13 protein-coding genes are annotated in these 19,146 nt (G+C 42.7%); 7 read left to right on the top strand and 6 right to left on the bottom strand.

The annotated features are described in order from the left end of the window. Positions 1 to 75 precede the first annotated feature (75 nt). Positions 76 to 1,365 carry an alpha/beta fold hydrolase gene (locus CXF80_RS06800; protein WP_101032162.1) on the bottom strand — a complete coding sequence of 430 codons (1,290 nt, stop codon included), beginning with the start codon at positions 1,363 to 1,365 and terminating at the stop codon, positions 76 to 78. Positions 1,366 to 1,634: 269 nt separating this feature from the next. Here CXF80_RS06800 and CXF80_RS06795 point away from each other — a divergent pair, with 269 nt between their 5' ends. The 6 genes from CXF80_RS06795 (at position 1,635) to CXF80_RS06770 (ending at position 8,816) form a co-directional block, all read left to right on the top strand. Beyond that, entirely contained in the window at positions 1,635 to 2,279 is a 645-nt protein-coding gene (locus CXF80_RS06795; RefSeq protein WP_101032161.1) for an MBL fold metallo-hydrolase, read from the top strand. 123 nt (positions 2,280 to 2,402) lie between these two features. Then, positions 2,403 to 3,422 carry an XdhC family protein gene (locus CXF80_RS06790; protein ID WP_101032160.1) on the top strand — a complete coding sequence of 340 codons (1,020 nt, stop codon included), beginning with the start codon at positions 2,403 to 2,405 and terminating at the stop codon, positions 3,420 to 3,422. A gap of 28 nt (positions 3,423 to 3,450) precedes the next feature. After that, the gene (locus CXF80_RS06785) at positions 3,451 to 4,056 is read left to right on the top strand and encodes a nucleotidyltransferase family protein (protein WP_101032159.1); all 606 of its coding nucleotides are present in this window, start codon (positions 3,451 to 3,453) and stop codon (positions 4,054 to 4,056) included. 331 nt (positions 4,057 to 4,387) lie between these two features. Further along, positions 4,388 to 4,840 carry a (2Fe-2S)-binding protein gene (locus CXF80_RS06780; protein ID WP_101032158.1) on the top strand — a complete coding sequence of 151 codons (453 nt, stop codon included), beginning with the start codon at positions 4,388 to 4,390 and terminating at the stop codon, positions 4,838 to 4,840. Positions 4,841 to 4,842: 2 nt separating this feature from the next. Further along, positions 4,843 to 7,086: a xanthine dehydrogenase family protein molybdopterin-binding subunit gene (locus CXF80_RS06775; RefSeq protein ID WP_101032157.1), complete on the top strand. Its 2,244-nt coding sequence runs from the start codon at positions 4,843 to 4,845 to the stop codon at positions 7,084 to 7,086. 284 nt (positions 7,087 to 7,370) lie between these two features. Then, positions 7,371 to 8,816 (top strand): methyl-accepting chemotaxis protein, encoded by a 1,446-nt coding sequence (locus tag CXF80_RS06770; RefSeq protein WP_101032156.1) that lies wholly within the window; start codon positions 7,371 to 7,373, stop codon positions 8,814 to 8,816. A gap of 812 nt (positions 8,817 to 9,628) precedes the next feature. Here the strand turns inward: CXF80_RS06770 and xthA are convergent. From xthA to astB, 4 genes are all read right to left on the bottom strand, one after another. Further along, complete coding sequence (xthA, locus tag CXF80_RS06765) at positions 9,629 to 10,435, bottom strand: exodeoxyribonuclease III (protein WP_101032155.1); 807 nt, start codon at positions 10,433 to 10,435, stop codon at positions 9,629 to 9,631. Continuing rightward, positions 10,435 to 10,734: a YciI family protein gene (locus CXF80_RS06760; RefSeq protein ID WP_101032154.1), complete on the bottom strand. Its 300-nt coding sequence runs from the start codon at positions 10,732 to 10,734 to the stop codon at positions 10,435 to 10,437. The genes xthA and CXF80_RS06760 overlap by 1 nt, the downstream gene beginning before the upstream one ends. Positions 10,735 to 10,769: 35 nt before the next feature. Further along, entirely contained in the window at positions 10,770 to 11,321 is a 552-nt protein-coding gene (locus CXF80_RS06755; RefSeq protein ID WP_101032153.1) for a septation protein A, read from the bottom strand. 1,007 nt (positions 11,322 to 12,328) lie between these two features. Next, positions 12,329 to 13,663: an N-succinylarginine dihydrolase gene (gene astB / locus CXF80_RS06750; protein WP_101032152.1), complete on the bottom strand. Its 1,335-nt coding sequence runs from the start codon at positions 13,661 to 13,663 to the stop codon at positions 12,329 to 12,331. 378 nt (positions 13,664 to 14,041) lie between these two features. Between astB and topA the strand changes: the two genes are divergently transcribed. Further along, entirely contained in the window at positions 14,042 to 16,681 is a 2,640-nt protein-coding gene (gene topA / locus CXF80_RS06745; RefSeq protein ID WP_101032151.1) for a type I DNA topoisomerase, read from the top strand. 275 nt (positions 16,682 to 16,956) lie between these two features. On the opposite strand, the gene pta is transcribed toward topA, so the two are convergent. Further along, positions 16,957 to 19,104, bottom strand: a complete 2,148-nt coding sequence (gene pta / locus CXF80_RS06740; protein WP_101032150.1) for a phosphate acetyltransferase — start codon at positions 19,102 to 19,104, stop codon at positions 16,957 to 16,959. Positions 19,105 to 19,146: the final 42 nt, after the last annotated feature.

The following is a 19,146-nucleotide window of genomic DNA, read 5'->3' as shown; positions in this document are numbered from 1 at the left end:
ACGGCTTAAACATCTAATGTTTAAGCTTTTTTTTGCCAATTTTTTTTAGAAAAGCCACGTTTAACGCAAGCACTTTTAGCGTAAGCAATGACCACGATTAAGACTCATTAGCTTATCTAAAATGCGTTCGCCATCCATGCGGATGCCGTTGTGTTCGTATTCTGAAGTAAGCCAATATTTGAGGTTATTCACTTGTTTGGCTGTTTCTAAGCTGTATTGCATTTCAACATACATGTCGTTGCTGTAAATAGCGGCCGAAACCGGGACTTTATTATTGGCCAATTTTTCAAGATCATATAATGCTGGCCAGTCTTTTTTTGCAGCGATTAAGTCTGCAGCAGCTTGTAATGGTACCAATGCTTCGAATTGGGCAAACATCCAAGGGTAGATCATTTCACCAGTAAACAGTAAGGGTCTATTTGGACGGTAATTGAATTGTTCAAACTGGGCTCGTACTCGATGAGCAGCCCACGATGAAGCATTATTTTGACAATAAATAGATTCGTGCATTAAGGCAAAAATAGGATTGGTATTGTAACTAAGGAATTGGCTAAATTGATGTAAAAATAGCGGATTGAGATCAATACCGTGGGGCGTGTCAATTAACGCTTGTTCAAGCAAGTAGTAAACGGCTTCGGGCCCTTGTTCCATGCCTATATTAACGCCTAGTAGCTGAAGCATTTCTACCGTCAACTGCTCACCTGTAGCTAAGTACACTTTATTTTCATATAGGTGCTTGGCTAAGTTATCGACCAGCATTCTAGCGTCGCTAAAACGATTAAAAAAGTCATTATTTTTGGTAATAACACGCTGATATGTCGCTTGGTAAACGTTATCAGCAGGGCGGGTTAGCGAAGGAATACCGCCAGTAATGTAAGCCTCTTTTAGGCCTTCTGGCGCGGCAGACACATAATGCAGCACACAAAAACCACCAAAGCTTTGGCCTAAAATACTCCAAGGTTCGTCTGGTGATAGTTTGGCTCGAATATATTCTGCATCGCGGATGATGTTATCGGCGCGAAAATGGCTTAGATAGTCAGCTTGGTCTGTGGCACTCATATCACTTAAGCTGGTGGCATTGACTGGGCTTGATAATCCTGTGCCTCGCTGGTCAAGTAATAGCACTCTATATTCAGTTAAGGCTCGTTTTATCCAGCCGTTGTTGCTAATCGGTCTTACGGCGCCAAACCCCGGTCCACCTTGAAAAAACACCAAATAAGGCAGCTGTTTATGTTGATTTTCAATACTGACAATTTCACGGGCAAAAACAGTAATCTGTTTACTGGGACTTTGTTGGTAGTCTAACGGCACCGAGAAAAAGTGCTTACGGGCAATAATGTCTGATAAAGTAAGGTCGATGTGCATAAAATGCCTATTCAGTGGTGATTAATGGCGATACTAATACTATCCAATCTTGATTTGTCATTGACGACAATCGCACCGTAAATGTTAGCTAATTAGTATGGTATTAAAGACGCTTATGTCGATGCGAATCACACATATTTTATGAGTCATCTTGTATATTAACAATCAGTAACTTGATGGAGATTAAGTTTAATAGCTATCTAGACCCAATCTGCCTAGATAAAATTAACCGATAATTATCTTAATAATTATTAAGGACGAGGTTGTCGATGAAATATCAAATCATCCCTGTAACGCCTTTTCAGCAAAATTGTAGTGTCATATGGTGCGAAAAAACCTTGAAAGCAGCCGTGGTCGATCCGGGTGGCAACATTGAACGAATTTTAGCTGAAGTGGACAAGTTAGGCTTGAGTGTTGAAAAAATATTATTAACCCATGGTCATATTGATCATGTTGGCGGCGCAGCGGCATTAGCAGAAAGATTAGCGATCCCGATCGTAGGTCCGCACATTGACGATAAATTTTGGTTAGAAAATTTAGTGAAACAAAGTCAGAACTTTGGTTTTCCGCGTGTTGAAGCCTTTAAACCCACCCAATATCTTAATGAAAATGATGACGTGAGTGTTGGTGAGCAGCATTTACAAGTATTGCATTGCCCCGGGCATACCCCAGGACACATCATTTTTTATAACAAGACAACTAACTTAGCATGGGTGGGTGATGTGCTTTTTCGAGGCTCAATTGGTCGTACTGATTTTCCGCAATCTAATCATCAGGACTTACTTCACTCTATCACCACCAAATTGTGGCCATTAGGGGATAATGTGAGTTTTATTCCTGGCCATGGACCCATGTCGACGTTTGCCGATGAACGACAACATAACCCTTTTGTTGCCGATCAGTTATTTGATTAATAATTTGTTATGTAATCAGATCATTGAGGTTATTTATTAATAAGTTGAAACCATTGATTCTTTGCATTGTATAGCGAGTCTGTTAGCTTAATAGACTGCGTTTACCTATGATGGACAGTTCAAATGGTTCAACACCTCGTTGATTTACTCGATACCTGGTTACCTTCTTATCAAGAAGACTGGGTAGTCGCCGTTCTTACTCAAGTGCAAGGCTCTTCTTACCGTAAACCTGGCGCCATAATGCTATTTCATCCAATGGGTAAAAGCTTGGGGATGTTAAGTGGTGGTTGCCTTGAAGCGGATCTACGTCGTCACGCGCAGCGTGCAATTCAAACCCAGCAAGTTATTCAGTTAACCTATGACGCAACCGATGAGTCTGATACCAGTTATCAGCTGGGTTGTGGTGGTATCGTTAATATTATGATGGTGTCGTTAAATAAATCGAACAATTATCTTGGTTTAGTTCGTGTTCATGATGCTTTAATGCGTGGTGATGCAGGTGAATATCAACTTGATATCGTGGCGGATGGTACGCCGGCCCACCAATTGGCAGGTCACTTTGTTGAGCAAGATGCTGAGCGACCTGCGTCGATCACTCTCAATAGTAAAACCCGCACCGTGATCGATCAAGCTAGCTCTGTGTTGCATATTCCGCTTAGACCGCCAGTACATATTGGTATTTTTGGTGGCGGTTTAGATGCACAACCGATTACACAAATGGCGCAAACACTAGGCTGGAAAGTCAGTGTGTTTGATGAACGTACCGCCTATGCGCGTACTTATGACTTCCCAGGATGTCAGATTATTAAAAAACCGACGGCAGCAGTGTCAAAAACACTTTTGGCCAGTTTAGATGCCGCTTTTGTGATGAGTCATAATTTACAAATCGATGCAAAAACATTACAGGTACTCCAAACCATACCGTTGGCTTATATTTCGTTATTAGGTCCAACTCATCGTCGTGACAAAGTGTTGAACATGGCTGAGTTAACGGTTGACGACTTTAGTGGCTATTTTTCGGCGCCAGCAGGGTTAGCGCTAGGTGGCGAGCTGTCTGGTTCGGTTGGACTGAGTATCTTATCCCAATGCCATGGCGTGCTTTATCAAAGTAAGTTAACCAGTCTTGATACGGTAATGCTGTAATAACAACCTAGAGAATGCGCCATTGATAATGCCAAAAATTATTACGGTGATCCTAGCCGCTGGCGCAAGTAGTCGTTTTAACGGCGCTAAAATTGTCGCCAAAGTGCAAGGTGAACAAAGCTTACTCGCATATTGCCTGCAAACACTCGATCACGTTACCCAAACAGCGGGCATTGCCCCCGCGGTGGTGATGTTAGGTGCGCATCAAACAGATGAAGTGTTAGCTATTACCGCCAAGCATCATCGACTTATCAACCATGATTGGCACTTAGGTTTGTCCAGTTCGGTGAAACTCGCCGCGCGCTATGCTCAAAGCCAACAGGCGGATGCGTTGTTAATTGTGTTAGCCGACCAAGTCGCACTGCAAGGCGATGATTATCTGCAATTGATCCAAGCATATAGGCACAATAACTTAACCAGTTGTGCTTTTTATCGGCACCGTGTTGGTGTTCCTGCTATCTTTTTAGCTAAGGATATTAATGCTCTGTTGTCGATTGATGGCGACAAAGGTGCAAAAAGTATTTTAAAACAGCATGATAAAAATAATAGCTTGAATATTATTCATATGGAACAAGCCCAATTTGATATTGATACACCGGCTGACTTAGCACGTTGGTTGGACAGTGCCGGCTGATCTTTTAAGATGAATCTTGTAGCCGTTTGTGGCGATTTCATCCAAGTCAGAGCGAATAGCGGGTCGTTATTTTAGCTGCACAAGCGATTACGAAGTAGAAATAAGCAACCAATGTACCCTGAAAGGTCCGGCTAAACGGCTGCACTTATTTTGTAAACACGTTTTGTAACCATGTTTTGTAAACATGGGTCTTTGTTGCAAGGTATTAACCAGCTTAGAGACTTTATCTCTAAGCATTGGGCGCATCATACATTCACAAAAAGAGCTAGCCTGTTTGTGTCGAACAAACGTTAACCACAAAAGATCAATAGACCCTAATTAAGGAGTGATTATGACAACCCCAACACAAAAATTGATGGTAAATGGAAAGGATTTTACCCTTGATGCCGACCCTAATATGCCTGTGCTATGGGCATTGCGTGACATCCTTGGCCTGACTGGGACAAAATTTGGTTGTGGAGCTGGGCTATGTGGTGCATGCACTATTCACGTTGACGGCAGCCCGATGCGCGGCTGTTTAACCAGCTTAAAGCAAGTACAAGGCAAGCAGGTGACCACTATTGAAGGTCTTGAGGCTGAAAAGCTAAAGCAAGCTTGGTTAGAACATAATGTACCGCAATGTGGCTATTGTCAGGCGGGACAATTAATGTCTGCCGCAGCATTATTAACCACCACGCCTAAACCCACTGAAACCCAAATTGCTGATGCGATGTCGGGCAATATCTGTCGTTGTGGCACTTATCCACGGATAAAAGCTGCGATTCAATCGGCTTCGGAGGCGTGATCATGACCACATTCAAAGCGATTGAAAATATTAGCCGCCGTAACGTATTAAAGTTATTTGGCGCGGTCGGTGGCGGACTCGCATTAGGGGCAACGGGTTTAGGCTGGAGCCCAATGGCGTTAGCTCAAGATAAGCAAGCGCTGATGAACTTGTTTGTCGCCATTGGTGAAGACAATAAGGTGTACTTGACTTGTCATCGATCTGAGATGGGACAAGGGATCCGAACTGGCATACCGCAAATTTTAGCCGACGAATTGGAGGCTGATTGGGACAATGTTGTCGTGGTTCAAGGCTTAGCAGATAAACGCTATGGCAGCCAAAACACTGATGGTAGCCGCAGTATTCGTAAGCACTATCATCGTATGCGCCAAATGGGCGCAACGGCTAGAACCATGCTCGAACAAGCCGCGGCTCAAGTGTGGCAAGTTCCGGTGACCGAGGTGTACGCTAAGGCGCATAAAGTCCATCATAAGGGCAGTAACAAAAGCCTTACTTACGGCGAATTAGCGATCACGGCGTCGACATTACCGATGCCAGAATTAGATTCGGTGGTGCTCAAGCCTGAAAGTGAATTTACCCATATTGGTCAATCGCACACCATTGTCGACATGGATGCGATGCTAACAGGCAAAGCAATATACGGTTATGACATTAAACTCGATGGAATGTTATATGCCAGTATCACTCGTCCGCCAGTGTTGGGCAGTGATGTGGTTAGCGTCGATGAGACTAAAGCCCGTAAGATAGCCGGTGTAGTCGATATTATTACCTTGCCTGTACCTAAAGGGGCGCCATTATTTCAGGCTTTAGGCGGCGTTGCGGTGATTGCAACTAACAGCTGGAGTGCGATTGAAGCGCGTAAAGCGTTAGTCATTACCTGGTCTAAATCGATTAATGATAGCCATAATTCAGACACCTACCTGCAAGGTTTGGTTGAACGCGTTAACCTGCCGGGTAAAGTGATGCGCCAATTAGGTGAGTCAGTCACTGATTGGCCACAAGCATCAACGGTTAAGGCCGTTTACACCGTACCGTATTTAGCCCATGCAATGATGGAGCCGCCAGTGGCAACGGCGAGTGTGACTGCTGATGGTTGCGAGTTGTGGGCCTCGAGTCAAACACCACAAAGTACTCAGCAACATGTAGCCGGTGCACTCGGGCTTAAAGAAGATCAAGTTACTGTTAACGTGACTTTATTGGGCGGTGGCTTTGGGCGTAAATCTAAGCCTGATTTTAGTGTTGAAGCGGCAATTTTATCGCAAAAGCTCAATAAACCAGTCAAAGTATGTTGGAGCCGTGAAGACGAAATTCAAAATGGCTATTACCATGCGATCAGTGCGCAAATGTACCAAGTCTCACTCGACAGCAATAAGATGCCAACCGCATTGTTAGCGCGTACTGGCTTTCCGTCAATCAGCTCAACATTTGCTGAAGGGGTTGAATATCCTTCAGCTGGCGAACTGGATTTAGGCTTTAGTGATGTGCCGCTAGCCCTTAAACATATTCAACTTGAAGCGGTTAAAGCACCGGCGCACACACGTATTGGTTGGATGCGATCAGTCTGCAATATTCAACATGCTTTTGGTATTGGCAGTTTTGTCGACGAAATAGCGGTAAATGCCAATAAACCCTGCGTGCAAATGTGGCGTGATCTATTGGGTGACGCTAGGCTAGAAACGTTTGAAAATCAAAATTTCACCTATGGAAATTACGGTGAAGAGTTAGCCGATCACCCGGTGGATGTGGGGCGTTATCATACTGTGTTGGATAAGTTAGAAGCGGTAATGGCTGATGCGCCGAAAGCGGCTAAAAATCAAGGCTGGGGTATGGCTGTTCATCGCAGTTTTGTCAGTTATGTTGCGGTCGCAACTTTAGTTGAAGTGGTGGATAAACAGCTTAAAGTATTGAACTCCATAGCGGTGATTGATGCCGGTAGAGTGATAAATCCAGATCGGGTGAAATCACAACTAGAAGGCGCTATCATTTTTGGATTAAGCTTAGCGACCATGGGCGAAATAACCTTTAAAGATGGCAAAGTTGAACAATCTAATTTTCATGACTATCCGTTATTACGTTTACCGCAATGTCCAGATATTGAGACTTATATAATCGAGTCTACGGCAAAACCTGCTGGTGTTGGCGAACCAGGGGTGCCGCCAGTGGCACCGAGTTTAACCAATGCCATTTTTGCTGCCACGGGAGTAAGATATCGCGATTTACCGCTTAATAAACATTTATCGGTGTAGCCATTTACCTGAGCTATGGTATTTAAGTTTACCCATCTTAAGCCGATAATATATTAGCCTATGCCCAAGTGTGTTCGCACTTGGGCATTATTATTATGTTGGGGCAACAATAGTTGATAATAGGTTAAGTTGAATAGCGAGTGAATGTGAATGACCAACCTCAACTCGGATTAACTAGGCTCGTCTATATTATTGATTAATTTACTTTTGTGTAATGTAATTTTCGTTTTTAATCTTATTCTCGTTTGTTGAGATAGTGGTAAATTGCCTTAGGAAGCTTATATATGAAGCAAATCCAGTTTAGAAAAATAGATGCAATTTTGATTAAATTTAGCCTTAATGGAAAATTTTGGGTTGTTTGCTCACTGGTTGCATTGATCACCAGTGTTGTCGCACTAATGAATTACCAACAAACTCAGGACTTAATAGAGCAAACATCGTTGCAGCGGGTTAAAGCAAGTGTTGCCAGTTATGCCTCTGTAGCCAATAACCAAAACTTAGACAATGATGCCCTTGAGCAATTTGCACAAGATAATCAATTACAGCTATCTAGTGGCGACAATACTTTTCGCCGCGGTGATCTAGTGACGGCATCTGCGAGCGTTGGTAATCAGTTTTTAACCGCGAGTCAAAATGTTCAACAGTGGGAACAAGAGCCGTTAAGCCAAACGAGTTTTATGTTGATAATGGCACTGGTTGGTTTATTGCCCTTATTCCAATTGAGTTACTGGATCTCAACCTCATTAGGCGGAGGCTTATGGGACATGTACATGGCAATAAAACGTCTAGCCGATGGTGATTTAACGTTGAGATTACACTTTTTTGGCACTGATGACTTTAGCTTAATCGCCACCGAAATTGATCGCTGCGCTGATAACATGAGTGAAATGGTGCGGGCGATCCGCAGTAATGCTGAAACATTGGTGGTTGCTGCCAATGAGTTTACTCACCAAGCCAGCACCAATGATGAGTTAATTGATCAGCAGCATCACTTCTTAGACTCGGTGGCACACGCCATGGATCAAATGACAGCAGCCATTGCAGATGTGTCACATCACGCAAGTGATACGTCATTAAATACCAAGCAAAATGCTAAACAAATGGATCAAAGCCAAAGTAAGATTAATGATGCGGTTAAACGTATTAGTTATTTGTCTGAGCGTATTGCCGAAGCATTTTCATCGGTAGATCAACTCTCCCGCGATGCGACCCAAATTAATGCTGCCGTTACCACTATTGAAAGTATTTCAAAGCAAACCAATTTATTGGCATTAAATGCAGCCATTGAAGCGGCGCGTGCAGGTGAACAAGGTCGCGGTTTTGCGGTAGTCGCGGATGAAGTGCGTACCCTCGCAGGACGGACCCAAAAAGCGACCGTTGAAATTCAAAACATGATTGAAGACTTACAACAAGGCTCAAAAAAACTGACCAGTATTACTAATGTGATTGTTGAAGAAGCAGATCAAGGTAGTACGAGTATTAAAGCCGTCGGTGATGATATTACTCATGTGGCACAGTCTATTAATGCTGTGTTTGATATGAGCAGCCAAATAGCGGCATCTGCCGAACAACAAAGTGTGTCTGCCGGAGATATTGGCTCACAGCTCAATCAAATTCGGCAGCAATCGGACACTATTCGCAGTACTTCCAAAAAAGCAGGCGCATTAGCTAACGATTTGAATCAATCGTCTAAGGGATTAGCGTCGATTTTAAGTCAATATAAAATCTAGTTTTGACGGACTGTTTATCAAATCCAAGATCATGGATATTTTTTGATTAGCTGACATAAAGCACCTAGGTATTTGTTATCTTACCCAGTTTTTGAGTGGTGGTTTTTAAGTACTAGTTTTTGAGTATGATTTTTTAGTATTAGTGTTTTAGTAATAGTTTTTGAGTGGTGGTTTTTGAGTTTGTTGACTTGTATTAGTCATGTTGAAGCAAACTGGCATTTGCCTCATGGTGTCAGTTTACCCCGTCAATTTATCTAAGCAACCCGCTTAATGAACACCACGGATGGCTATCTGTGGTGGAAAAGGATTTTCAATCGAGCGATATCTTACTCAGTAAAGATTATTCGCAGCACAGTATAATTTACCTGTTGAGGATTTTTGGTTACCGACAATGACACAAGACTTGGTGGTGATGATAACCAAGAAGGCAAATTATTCACGTTTGCTTATCAATACTCACTTAACTGGCTAGGGTTTATTCAATTTGAGTACAATCTTATCGATTCAAATTGACCTTTTAGAGGATATCCTATCTAAATTATTGATTCTGTTAAGTGTAAATGCAAGTGTCGAGTCGAAACTTATTGTGAATAAGTGAATAAGTGAATAAGTAAAAAAGTATAGTACCAATATGCTAGACCCGAGAAGGCGGCTCGTTACCAAGGGTTAGCATTAGCCTGTTGAGGTGAGTCGCTTCTGAGGGAAGCTGTGCTGGTAAAAAGTAGCTATAAGCGAGACACGCTCATAGCTTTTATCGTTTGTAGTAGCGAAGCGATTTAGTTGTTAGGCTATTTGTTTTTACCTATCCGCTTTTAGCTAAAATCACTCCAAATAGGAGCATGATCTGACGGTTTTTCGATAGCCCGTAAATCATAATCAACATCAGATTCAATTAAGCGTGGTACTAATGATTCGGTCACTAATATGACGTCGATCCTAAGACCACGATTATCAACAAAGCCTTTACTGCGGTAATCGAACCACGAGTAACGTTCAGTGCGACTTGGGTGTAATTGACGGAAACTGTCAATAAAGCCCCATTGCTGCAGACGCGCTAACCATTCACGCTCTTCAGGCTGGAAACTGCATTTACCGGTTTTTAACCAACGCTTGGCGTTCACTTCTCCGATGCCGATGTCTAAATCGGTTGGTGAGATATTAATGTCGCCAATAATCGCGATGTCTTCACTTGGGTTATGATGTTTTTCTAAATGTAACATCAAGTCTTGATAAAACTTACGCTTAGCTGGATATTTAGTTTCGTGATGGATACTTTCACCTTGTGGGAAGTATCCATTGAAGACCGTTAATATACGACCGTTAGCTTGGGTAAATTTACCAATAATCAATCGGCGTTGAGCATCTTCAGCATCAGTTTCAAAACCCTTAATGATTTCAACAGGTACGGCTTTTGATAGCATGGCCACACCATAATGGGCTTTACCGCCGTGAAAATGCACCTGATACCCCATGGCTTCTACATCAGCGACAGGAAACACTTCGTCATGAACTTTGGTTTCTTGTAAGCCAATAATATCAGGAGAATGACTGTCGATTAGGGCCTGCAATTGATGCAAGCGCGCACGAATACCATTGATATTAAAAGACACTATTTTCATTAAGGAAGCACTCGTTTAAATGGCTTAACGATAACGCTTTTGTACACGCCAGCACCAATATAAGGATCCACATCAGCCCAAGCTTGTGCATCTTCCAATGAAGGGAAATCAGCAACAACTAATGATCCTGTGAAACCGGCTTCACCCGGATTTTCATTATCAATGGCAGGATGGGGGCCGGCGGTTAACAAACGGCCTTCATCGGCTAGCGCTTGTAAGCGGGCTAAATGTTCGGTGCGGACGGATAAACGCTTTTCTAAACTATTTTCCACGTCTTGAGATGAAATCATATACCACATATCACTACTTCCTTTAATCGTTGTTATAAAATAAGTTATTGGTCATCATTGGGTTGAGTGGTGTCTTCTTGCATATGTTTATACAAGTACAATACCGTGACAACCGTGTTAATTAAGGTTAGGGCGGTTAGGCCAAATACTTTGAAGTTTACCCACATTTCTAGCGGTAGGCTAAACGCAACATAGATATTGGCGATGCCACATACTACAAAAAAACTGACCCAATACCATGTTATTTGTGTCCATATTTTATCGTCAACTTTCATTTCTTTGCCTAACATGCTCTTTAGCGCAGGTTTGCCCATCATTTGAGAGGCAATTAATCCTATAGCAAACAAAGCATAAACAATGGTAACTTTCCATTTAATAAAGGCATCATCGTGAAAAAATAGCGTAAGTGAACCAAACACCGTGATCATGGCAAAGGTAGCTAAGAGCATTTTTTCGATGTGTTTATACAATAGGTAAGTGATGACGAGTTGGATCGCGCTTGCCGCAATCAGTACAGCCGTTGCGGCATAGATGTCATACAACTTGTAGACTGCAAAAAAAATGACCAGTGGTAAAAAATCTAACAGTTGTTTCATAAAAAATCTCAGGCTAGGAAAATACTATTGCATAATGTTGGTGTTATGTTGCCACCGTAATGATGGCCGATTGTAGCATGATGTCATTGCCATTCGCATTAATTAAGGACAGTGATGGAGTGGATTATAAACTATTGCTCTAGGCTATTTTGCAAGAGGATGTAAATTCCGCTAAGCAGCTTAGTGAGCAAGCTATTCTTGCTGTGTATTTGACTCTGTGACACGTTAAGCTTATTTAAATGACCTTATGTATGCTTAATAGATAGGCGCTAAGCAGTTGAGCAGAATGTTTTTTCAAATACCGACTTATCGTCTTATCGTCGCGAGGGAATTGCGCCAAGATTTATCAATAAAACCGGGTCATCGTTAAATCGATCTTTATGTAGCATGGTGATTAAGCGGCGATCAGTTACAGGGTATGGTTAAAGCGATAGCGATGTAAAATGCTCGTGCCTGGTCAGTCTAAACCTTGAACAATAATGATGTTGTCATGCTTTCTCGTGTTGTTAGCGGATTAAATTGGTGTTGATTGCGTGACGAATAATACCAATTCGATACCAACTAATCGCCTTTAAGACAAGTATATAGGCAACTTGCAGTAGGTCTTCCCGCTCTTGCTGTTCATACTTCACACTCCATCGAGCATATATTATTATCGGCTCACATTTTAAATGCGCGGCGCTGGGGTAGGTTGATCATGGCGACTTGCATTTTATCGCGACGGTAATAATCTGCGCTTTTATCTCAGGCAAGAGCTAACAGCGACATAAAATAGACCTGTTTGGCAGCAATACTTTGAACCGAGGCATCATCATTAATCACCCTGGGTTGTACATCGGTTGCTAAAGTCTGCTGAATAGAGACTCAACCCAGTACGGCGAGTGTTAGCAGCTTTATGCAGTTACTTTTCATACTGCGCCGAGTAATGGGTTGATTAACAATCGATATAGATGACGATAAAAAGAGCCAAATTTATGGCTCTTTTTTGTTTTTAATGAGTAGGTGTTTTATCGTTGGAACTGATAAACACTGCCTAACTTCAAGATTTGTGTGAGTTGATCTAATGCGGTGCGCGATTCCATAATCAATTGCGGATCGGCTAGATCGCTAACGGTCAGTTGATCACGATAATGTCTATCAACCCATGTATTTAAGCGAGTAAATAAACCGTCATTCATTAATGTGTCTTGGTTAACCGCGGCGACTTCTTGTTCGTTCATCGCCACTCGTAAACGTAAACAGGCTGGCCCCCCCCCGTTTTGCATGCTTTGTTTTACATCAAAATAGCGCACTTGTTTGATCGGCGTGCCTAATGTCACGAGTTCATTTAAATAAGCAAATACTGCAGGGTTTTCTTGGCAATTTGTGGGTGCAATAATGGCCATTTCACCTGAAGGTAGGGTGATGATTTGGGTATTAAATAAGTAACTACGAACGGCATCATCAATTGATACTTGCTCTGTGGTGACTTTGACAAAATGCATGTCAGAGTTCATTTTTCGGCGAATTTCATCGAACTTTACTTCGGTATTTAAAAACGCTTGTTCGTGGTAGAAAAGCACATTTTTGTTACCCACTGAAATGACGTCATTGTGGAACACGCCTTGGTCAATCACATCAGGGTTTTGCTGCATAAATACGCAGCTTTCCTCTTCAAGTTGGTGTAAACGTGCTACTGCCTGAGAAGCCTCTAATGTCTGTCGAGCAGGATATTTTGTAGGTTTTGGAGCGTTAGGGTGAGTGGCTGACTGGCCGTAAACAAAAAGTTCTACTCCACTATGACCGTATTCAGAACACAAACGGGTATGATTTGCAGCGCCTTCATCACCAAAACTTGCGTGCTCGGGTAAATGCTGATGATGTTTAAAATGGCGATCATTATTGAATGTTGCCTGTAGAATGTGCCCTGTGGTGATAGGTTCAATGCTACGGTGTAATTTATCGACTAGGTTAGCTGGTGTGAAATGTACTTTTCCATCACGAGTGTCAGCACTGGGTGACACTGTCGCCGCATTAGCGGTCCACATGCTCGAAGCACTGCAGCAAGCATTAAGTAGCGCAGGTGCTTGCTGAGCAGCTTTTTGTAAAACCTCAGCGTCAGACCCAGAAAAACCAATTCGACGCAATGTGTAAAGGTCTGGGCGCTCTTGTGGGGCTAATACGCCTTGCACCATACCTAAATCTGCTAATGACTTAGCTTTTTGCAAACCTTGTTTAGCTGCCGCTTTAGGATTTGAGGTTTGGGCCGCATTACTAAATGAGGCCACATTACCAAACGATAATCCGGCATAGTTATGGGTTGGTCCTACCAAGCCATCAAAGTTCGCTTCAAAATGCTTCATTCGTGATCCTTGAGAATTTTAGTGAATAATTATTATTGTAGTTACGCATATTTGTGTTACTTATAAAAAAGGAACGTGATTGTTCATGTCAGTTAACGCTAATTGAAGCCAGTATACTGGAGCTATAAGGGTTAACAAGGTGTGGTTAATTTGTACAAATGTGTATGAATGACTAAAAATGCACTGAAGGTGCTCGTAAGTATCATTAAGTGACAAATTACGTTTAAAAAACGCATATTATTTTTACATTTTTTATTTTTGATTAAAAAATGACTTACTAGCCGTGTAAAAGAGGGATTAACTTGAAAATCTTGTCTCAACCCTCTATATATGGAATCAATTTTCTTTTTCTCGAGACTTTTTGGCGCAAATAAAACTATGGGTAAATCGCTAGTTATTGTCGAATCGCCGGCTAAAGCCAAGACAATTAATAAATATCTTGGTAAAGACTTCATCGTGAAGTCGAGTGTAGGTCATATCCGTGACTTACCAACTTCGTCTACTTCTGACGGTACAACTGCGACTAAAACCGCTGCAGAAGTTAGAAAATTACCTCCTGAAGAAAAAGCTCAATATAAGCTGATCAGAGACAAACAAGCGCTTGTGGCGCGAATGGGTGTGAACCCCGATAAAGGCTGGGCAGCCAAATATCAAATATTGCCTGGCAAAGAAAAAGTCGTTAAAGACCTAAAAGCGTTAGCAGAAACTGCTGATAAAATCTATCTCGCAACGGATTTGGACCGTGAGGGTGAAGCCATTGCCTGGCATTTACAGGAAATTATTGGTGGTGACGCTTCACGGTATCAGCGGGTTGTGTTTAACGAAATTACTAAAACTGCGATTCAAGATGCGTTTAGTAAACCGACTGTGCTTGATACCAATATGGTCAATGCCCAGCAAGCGCGTCGCTTTTTAGACCGTGTTGTTGGCTTTATGGTGTCACCATTATTATGGAAAAAAGTCGCTCGTGGTTTATCTGCAGGACGTGTTCAATCGGTTGCTGTTCGCCTTGTAGTCGAGCGAGAAGGTGAAATTAAAGCGTTTGTTCCAGAAGAGTTTTGGGATATCCATGCTGAGTTAAATACCCCTACCGCAGCTAGCTTAAAAATGCAGGTGATGAAATTTCAATCTGCTGCATTTGAGCCGATTAGTAAAGCGCAAGCGCAAGTGGCGGTTGATGCACTAGGTGATGCAACGTTTGTTGTTACTGCCCGTGAAGATAAAGCCACTTCGAGCAAGCCTTCAGCACCTTATATCACCTCTACATTGCAGCAAGCTGCCAGTACTCGTCTTAGTTTTGGTGTGAAGAAAACCATGATGATGGCTCAGCGCTTGTATGAAGCGGGTCATATTACCTATATGCGTACCGATTCAACTAATTTGAGTAAAGAAGCGGTTGAAAATTTACGTGAAATGATTGGTTCTGAGTTTGGTGACAAGTATTTACCTGCAGAACCTATTCGTTATGGTAGTAAAGAGGGCGCTCAAGAGGCGCATGAGGCGATTAGACCGTCAAACGTGGCTGTGCAGTCAGCATCTTTAACCGATATGGAAAGAGACGCTCAGCGTTTGTATGAGCTTATTTGGCGTCAATTCGTGTCTTGTCAAATGACACCGGCACAATATGATGCGACACGTTTAACGGTAACCGCGGGTGATTACGAATTAAAAGCCAGTGGCCGTACCTTACGCTTTGATGGTTGGACTCGGGTTCAACCGCAGATGGGTAAGAAAAACGAAGAAGACAAAACGCTGCCAGTGGTTGAAAAAGGTGACAAGTTAGTGCTTGAAACCCTGTCGCCAAAACAGCATTTTACTAAGCCAGCGCCTCGATATAGCGAAGCCTCTTTAGTTAAAGAGCTTGAAAAACGAGGTATTGGTCGTCCATCGACGTATGCGACGATTATTTCAACCATTCAGGATCGTGGTTATGTCAAAGTTGATAATCGCCGTTTCTTTGCTGAAAAAATGGGTGAGATTGTTAGCGAACGCTTAGTGGGCAGTTTCAAAGAGTTAATGAGTTACGATTTTACCGCCAGTATGGAGCAGACATTAGATGATGTTGCTCAAGGTAAACTGGACTGGAAAAAAGTACTCGATGGGTTTTATGGCGACTTTACCAAGCAATTATTGTTGGCCGAGTTAGATCCAGATGAAGGCGGCATGCGCCCCAATGAAATGGTACTGACAGACGACATTAAGTGTCCAACCTGTGGCCGTGCAATGGGGATCAGAACGGGTTCAACAGGGGTCTTCCTAGGTTGTTCTGGTTATGAGTTACCGCCGAAAGAACGTTGTAAGACTACGCTTAACTTAACCCCAGGTGAAGAAGCGGTTAGTGACAATGAAGATGCTGAAACTGAAGCGCTACGAGCTAAACATCGTTGTGGAAAGTGTGGCACAGCGATGGACAGTTATCTCATTGACGAGACCCGTAAATTACATGTCTGTGGTAATAACCCGTCATGTGATGGCTACGAAGTGGAAGCCGGACAATTTAAGATTAAAGGTTATGAAGGTCCGATCATTGAATGCGATCGCTGCAGCAATAATATGGAGCTTAAAAACGGTCGATTTGGTAAGTATTTTGGTTGTACCAATACGGAGTGTAAGAACACCCGTAAGTTGCTGAGAAGCGGCGAAGCGGCGCCACCAAAAGAAGACCCAATTTTTCTACCTGAATTAAAATGTACTAAATCCGATGCCCATTTTGTGCTTCGTGATGGTGCTGCTGGAATATTTTTAGCGGCGAGTACTTTCCCTAAATCCCGTGAAACACGTGCGCCTTTAGTGGAAGAGTTAGTTCAGTATCGTGATTTGTTATGGCCTAAATATCAGTATCTTGCTGACGCACCAGTGGAAGATGATGAAGGTAACAAAGCCTCGGTTAAATTTAGCCGTAAGACGAAGGAGCAGCATGTTGCTACTGAAGTTGATGGCAAAGCGACCGGCTGGTCTTCTAAATTTATAAACGGTAAATGGGTCAGTGAATCAGCCAAGAAAAAAGCTAAGAAATAACCTTTAGCTTTAGTTGCTTCATCACTCTGTTCATTAACGCTACCCGATTGGGTAGCGTTTTTGTTTGTGCATCAAATGGATTTATTATTGTTTCTATAGCGAATAGGTTCGTGGGCATATTTATGGAGACTATGACAAACGAACAAACGAACAAACGAACAAACGAACAAACGAATTCAAGATAATCAGACACAAAAAAGCACTGATAATTATCAGTGCTTTTTTAGTGGTAAATTATTGCGAATTACCTCGGCGTTAAGCCGATATACCGCAATTTATTTGGCACTGTTTTGTGCTGCTTGAATGGCGGTTAATGCAATGGTGTAAACAATATCATCGACTAATGCGCCACGTGATAAATCGTTAACCGGTTTACGCATACCTTGAAGCATCGGACCGATACTGATTAAATCAGCACTACGCTGTACTGCTTTGTATGTTGTGTTACCCGTATTTAAGTCTGGGAATACAAATACGGTCGCTTTACCCGCAACTGGGCTGTTAGGCGCTTTAGATTGAGCGACGTTAGGCATAACGGCTGCATCGTATTGCAACGGACCATCGATGATTAAATCGGGACGTTTTTCTTTGGCAATTCGAGTGGCTTCACGCACTTTATCAACACCCAACCCGGTGCCAGAGGTACCTGTTGAGTAACTGATCATCGCGACACGAGGTTCAATCCCAAAGGCTTTAGCTGATTCCGCTGACTGAATCGCGATTTCGGCTAACTGCTCAGGATTTGGATCTGGATTAATGGCACAATCACCATACACGAGTACTTGATCTGGCATCAGCATAAAGAAAATCGACGATACCAAGCTAGAACCTGGTGCGGTTTTAATCAATTGCAGTGGTGGGCGAATAGTTTGTGCCGTAGTATGAACAGCACCAGACACAATACCATCAACTTCATCTTGTGCCAGCATCATGGTTCCAAGCACCATGTTGTCTTCTAGTTGCTCTCGGGCTACCACTTCTGTTAATCCTTTGCTGCGACGTAATTCGAGCATAGGTTCAACATATTTGTCACGCACACTAACAGGCTCAATGATCTCGATGCCTTCACCTAAAATGACATCTTGTTGTAATGCGACACGCAAGATCTCTTCACGGTTACCTAATAATACGCAACGAGCAATACCACGTTCCGCACAAATAGCTGCCGCTTTAACAGTTCTCGGTTCTTCACCTTCGGGAAGCACGATGGTTTTACGTGCTGCACGGGCCAGTTCGGTTAACTTATAACGGAATGCTGGCGGTGATAATCTGTGTTCTCGAGGAGAGTCTTGAGTGATGCTTTCAATCCACGTTTGGTCGATATGGCCTGCAACGTATTCTTGTACTTTGTCAACGCGAACCGCATCATCCACAGGCACTTCATGGTCAAAACGTTGGATATTGAGTGACGTTTCCCATGTGTTTGATTCAATTAAGAACACTGGCAAGCCGGTTTCAAATGCTTGCTCACACAACTTCATAATTTCTGGCTCAGGCTGGTAGCCACCAGTAAGTAATAGTGCGCCAATTTTAACGCCGTTCATCGCCGCTAAACAAGCTGATGCGATGACGTCAGAGCGATCACCCGAAGTCACTAAAAGTGAATTGGTTTTGATGTGAGTAACCAAGTTTGGAAGACTGCGAGCACAAAATGTAACCCGGCGCATACGGCGAGTATTCATTTCACCAGCATTAATGATTTTAGCATTTAAGTGTTTTGCTAAATCAGATGCGCGCGGTGCAATTAACTCTAAATTGTATGGCACTCTACCTAAGATGCGCAGTGGACTTTTACTGGGTAGTTGGAACATGTCCGCGCTATCAGTGGCGTTAATTTGCTTATTAACAAACACTTCAGATAAATCAGGACGAGTACGACCTTCATTATCAACTGGCGCACCAATTTTATTAATGATGGCGCCAATTATGCGCTTGTTTTTTTGTCCGCCCCAAGAGTTATAGGTGATTTCTAATCGATTCATTAACCCATTAGGCGTATCAACCCCTGGTGTTGCGATGAAAATAACATCAGCATCTAGTGCTTTAGCTATTTCGTAGTTAATGTCATCAGCAAAAGGGTGGCTACGTGTAGGCACCAAGCCTTCAACGACTAAGATTTCAGTATTGCTGGCGCATTCTGCAGTGCGGGCAATAATTTGTTCCATTAAAACATCAACTTGCTCTGTGCGGATTAAGGCTTCAGCGTGTTCCATTGAAAATGGCTCTAACGGATTGACCGTTGGTGAGGTACTTAAAATGGTGGTTGAACGTTCAGGACCTGTATCACCCGAGCGGATCTGTGCAATAGGTTTAAAGAATTGTACTTTAACGCCTTTACGTTCTAGGGCGCGAACCATACCTAAGCTAAGTGATGTTAATCCTACTCCAATACCGATTGGAATAAGTAAAATATTACGAGACATAACGACCTCTTGTGTGCGTATTGTTCATGTTAATTAACCGAG

The sequence above is a fragment of the Shewanella sp. Actino-trap-3 genome (assembly GCF_002836275.1).
Lineage (GTDB): Bacteria > Pseudomonadota > Gammaproteobacteria > Enterobacterales > Shewanellaceae > Shewanella > Shewanella psychromarinicola.
Note: the sequence above shows the minus strand (reverse complement) of the source record. Positions and strands in the feature narration are given on the sequence as shown.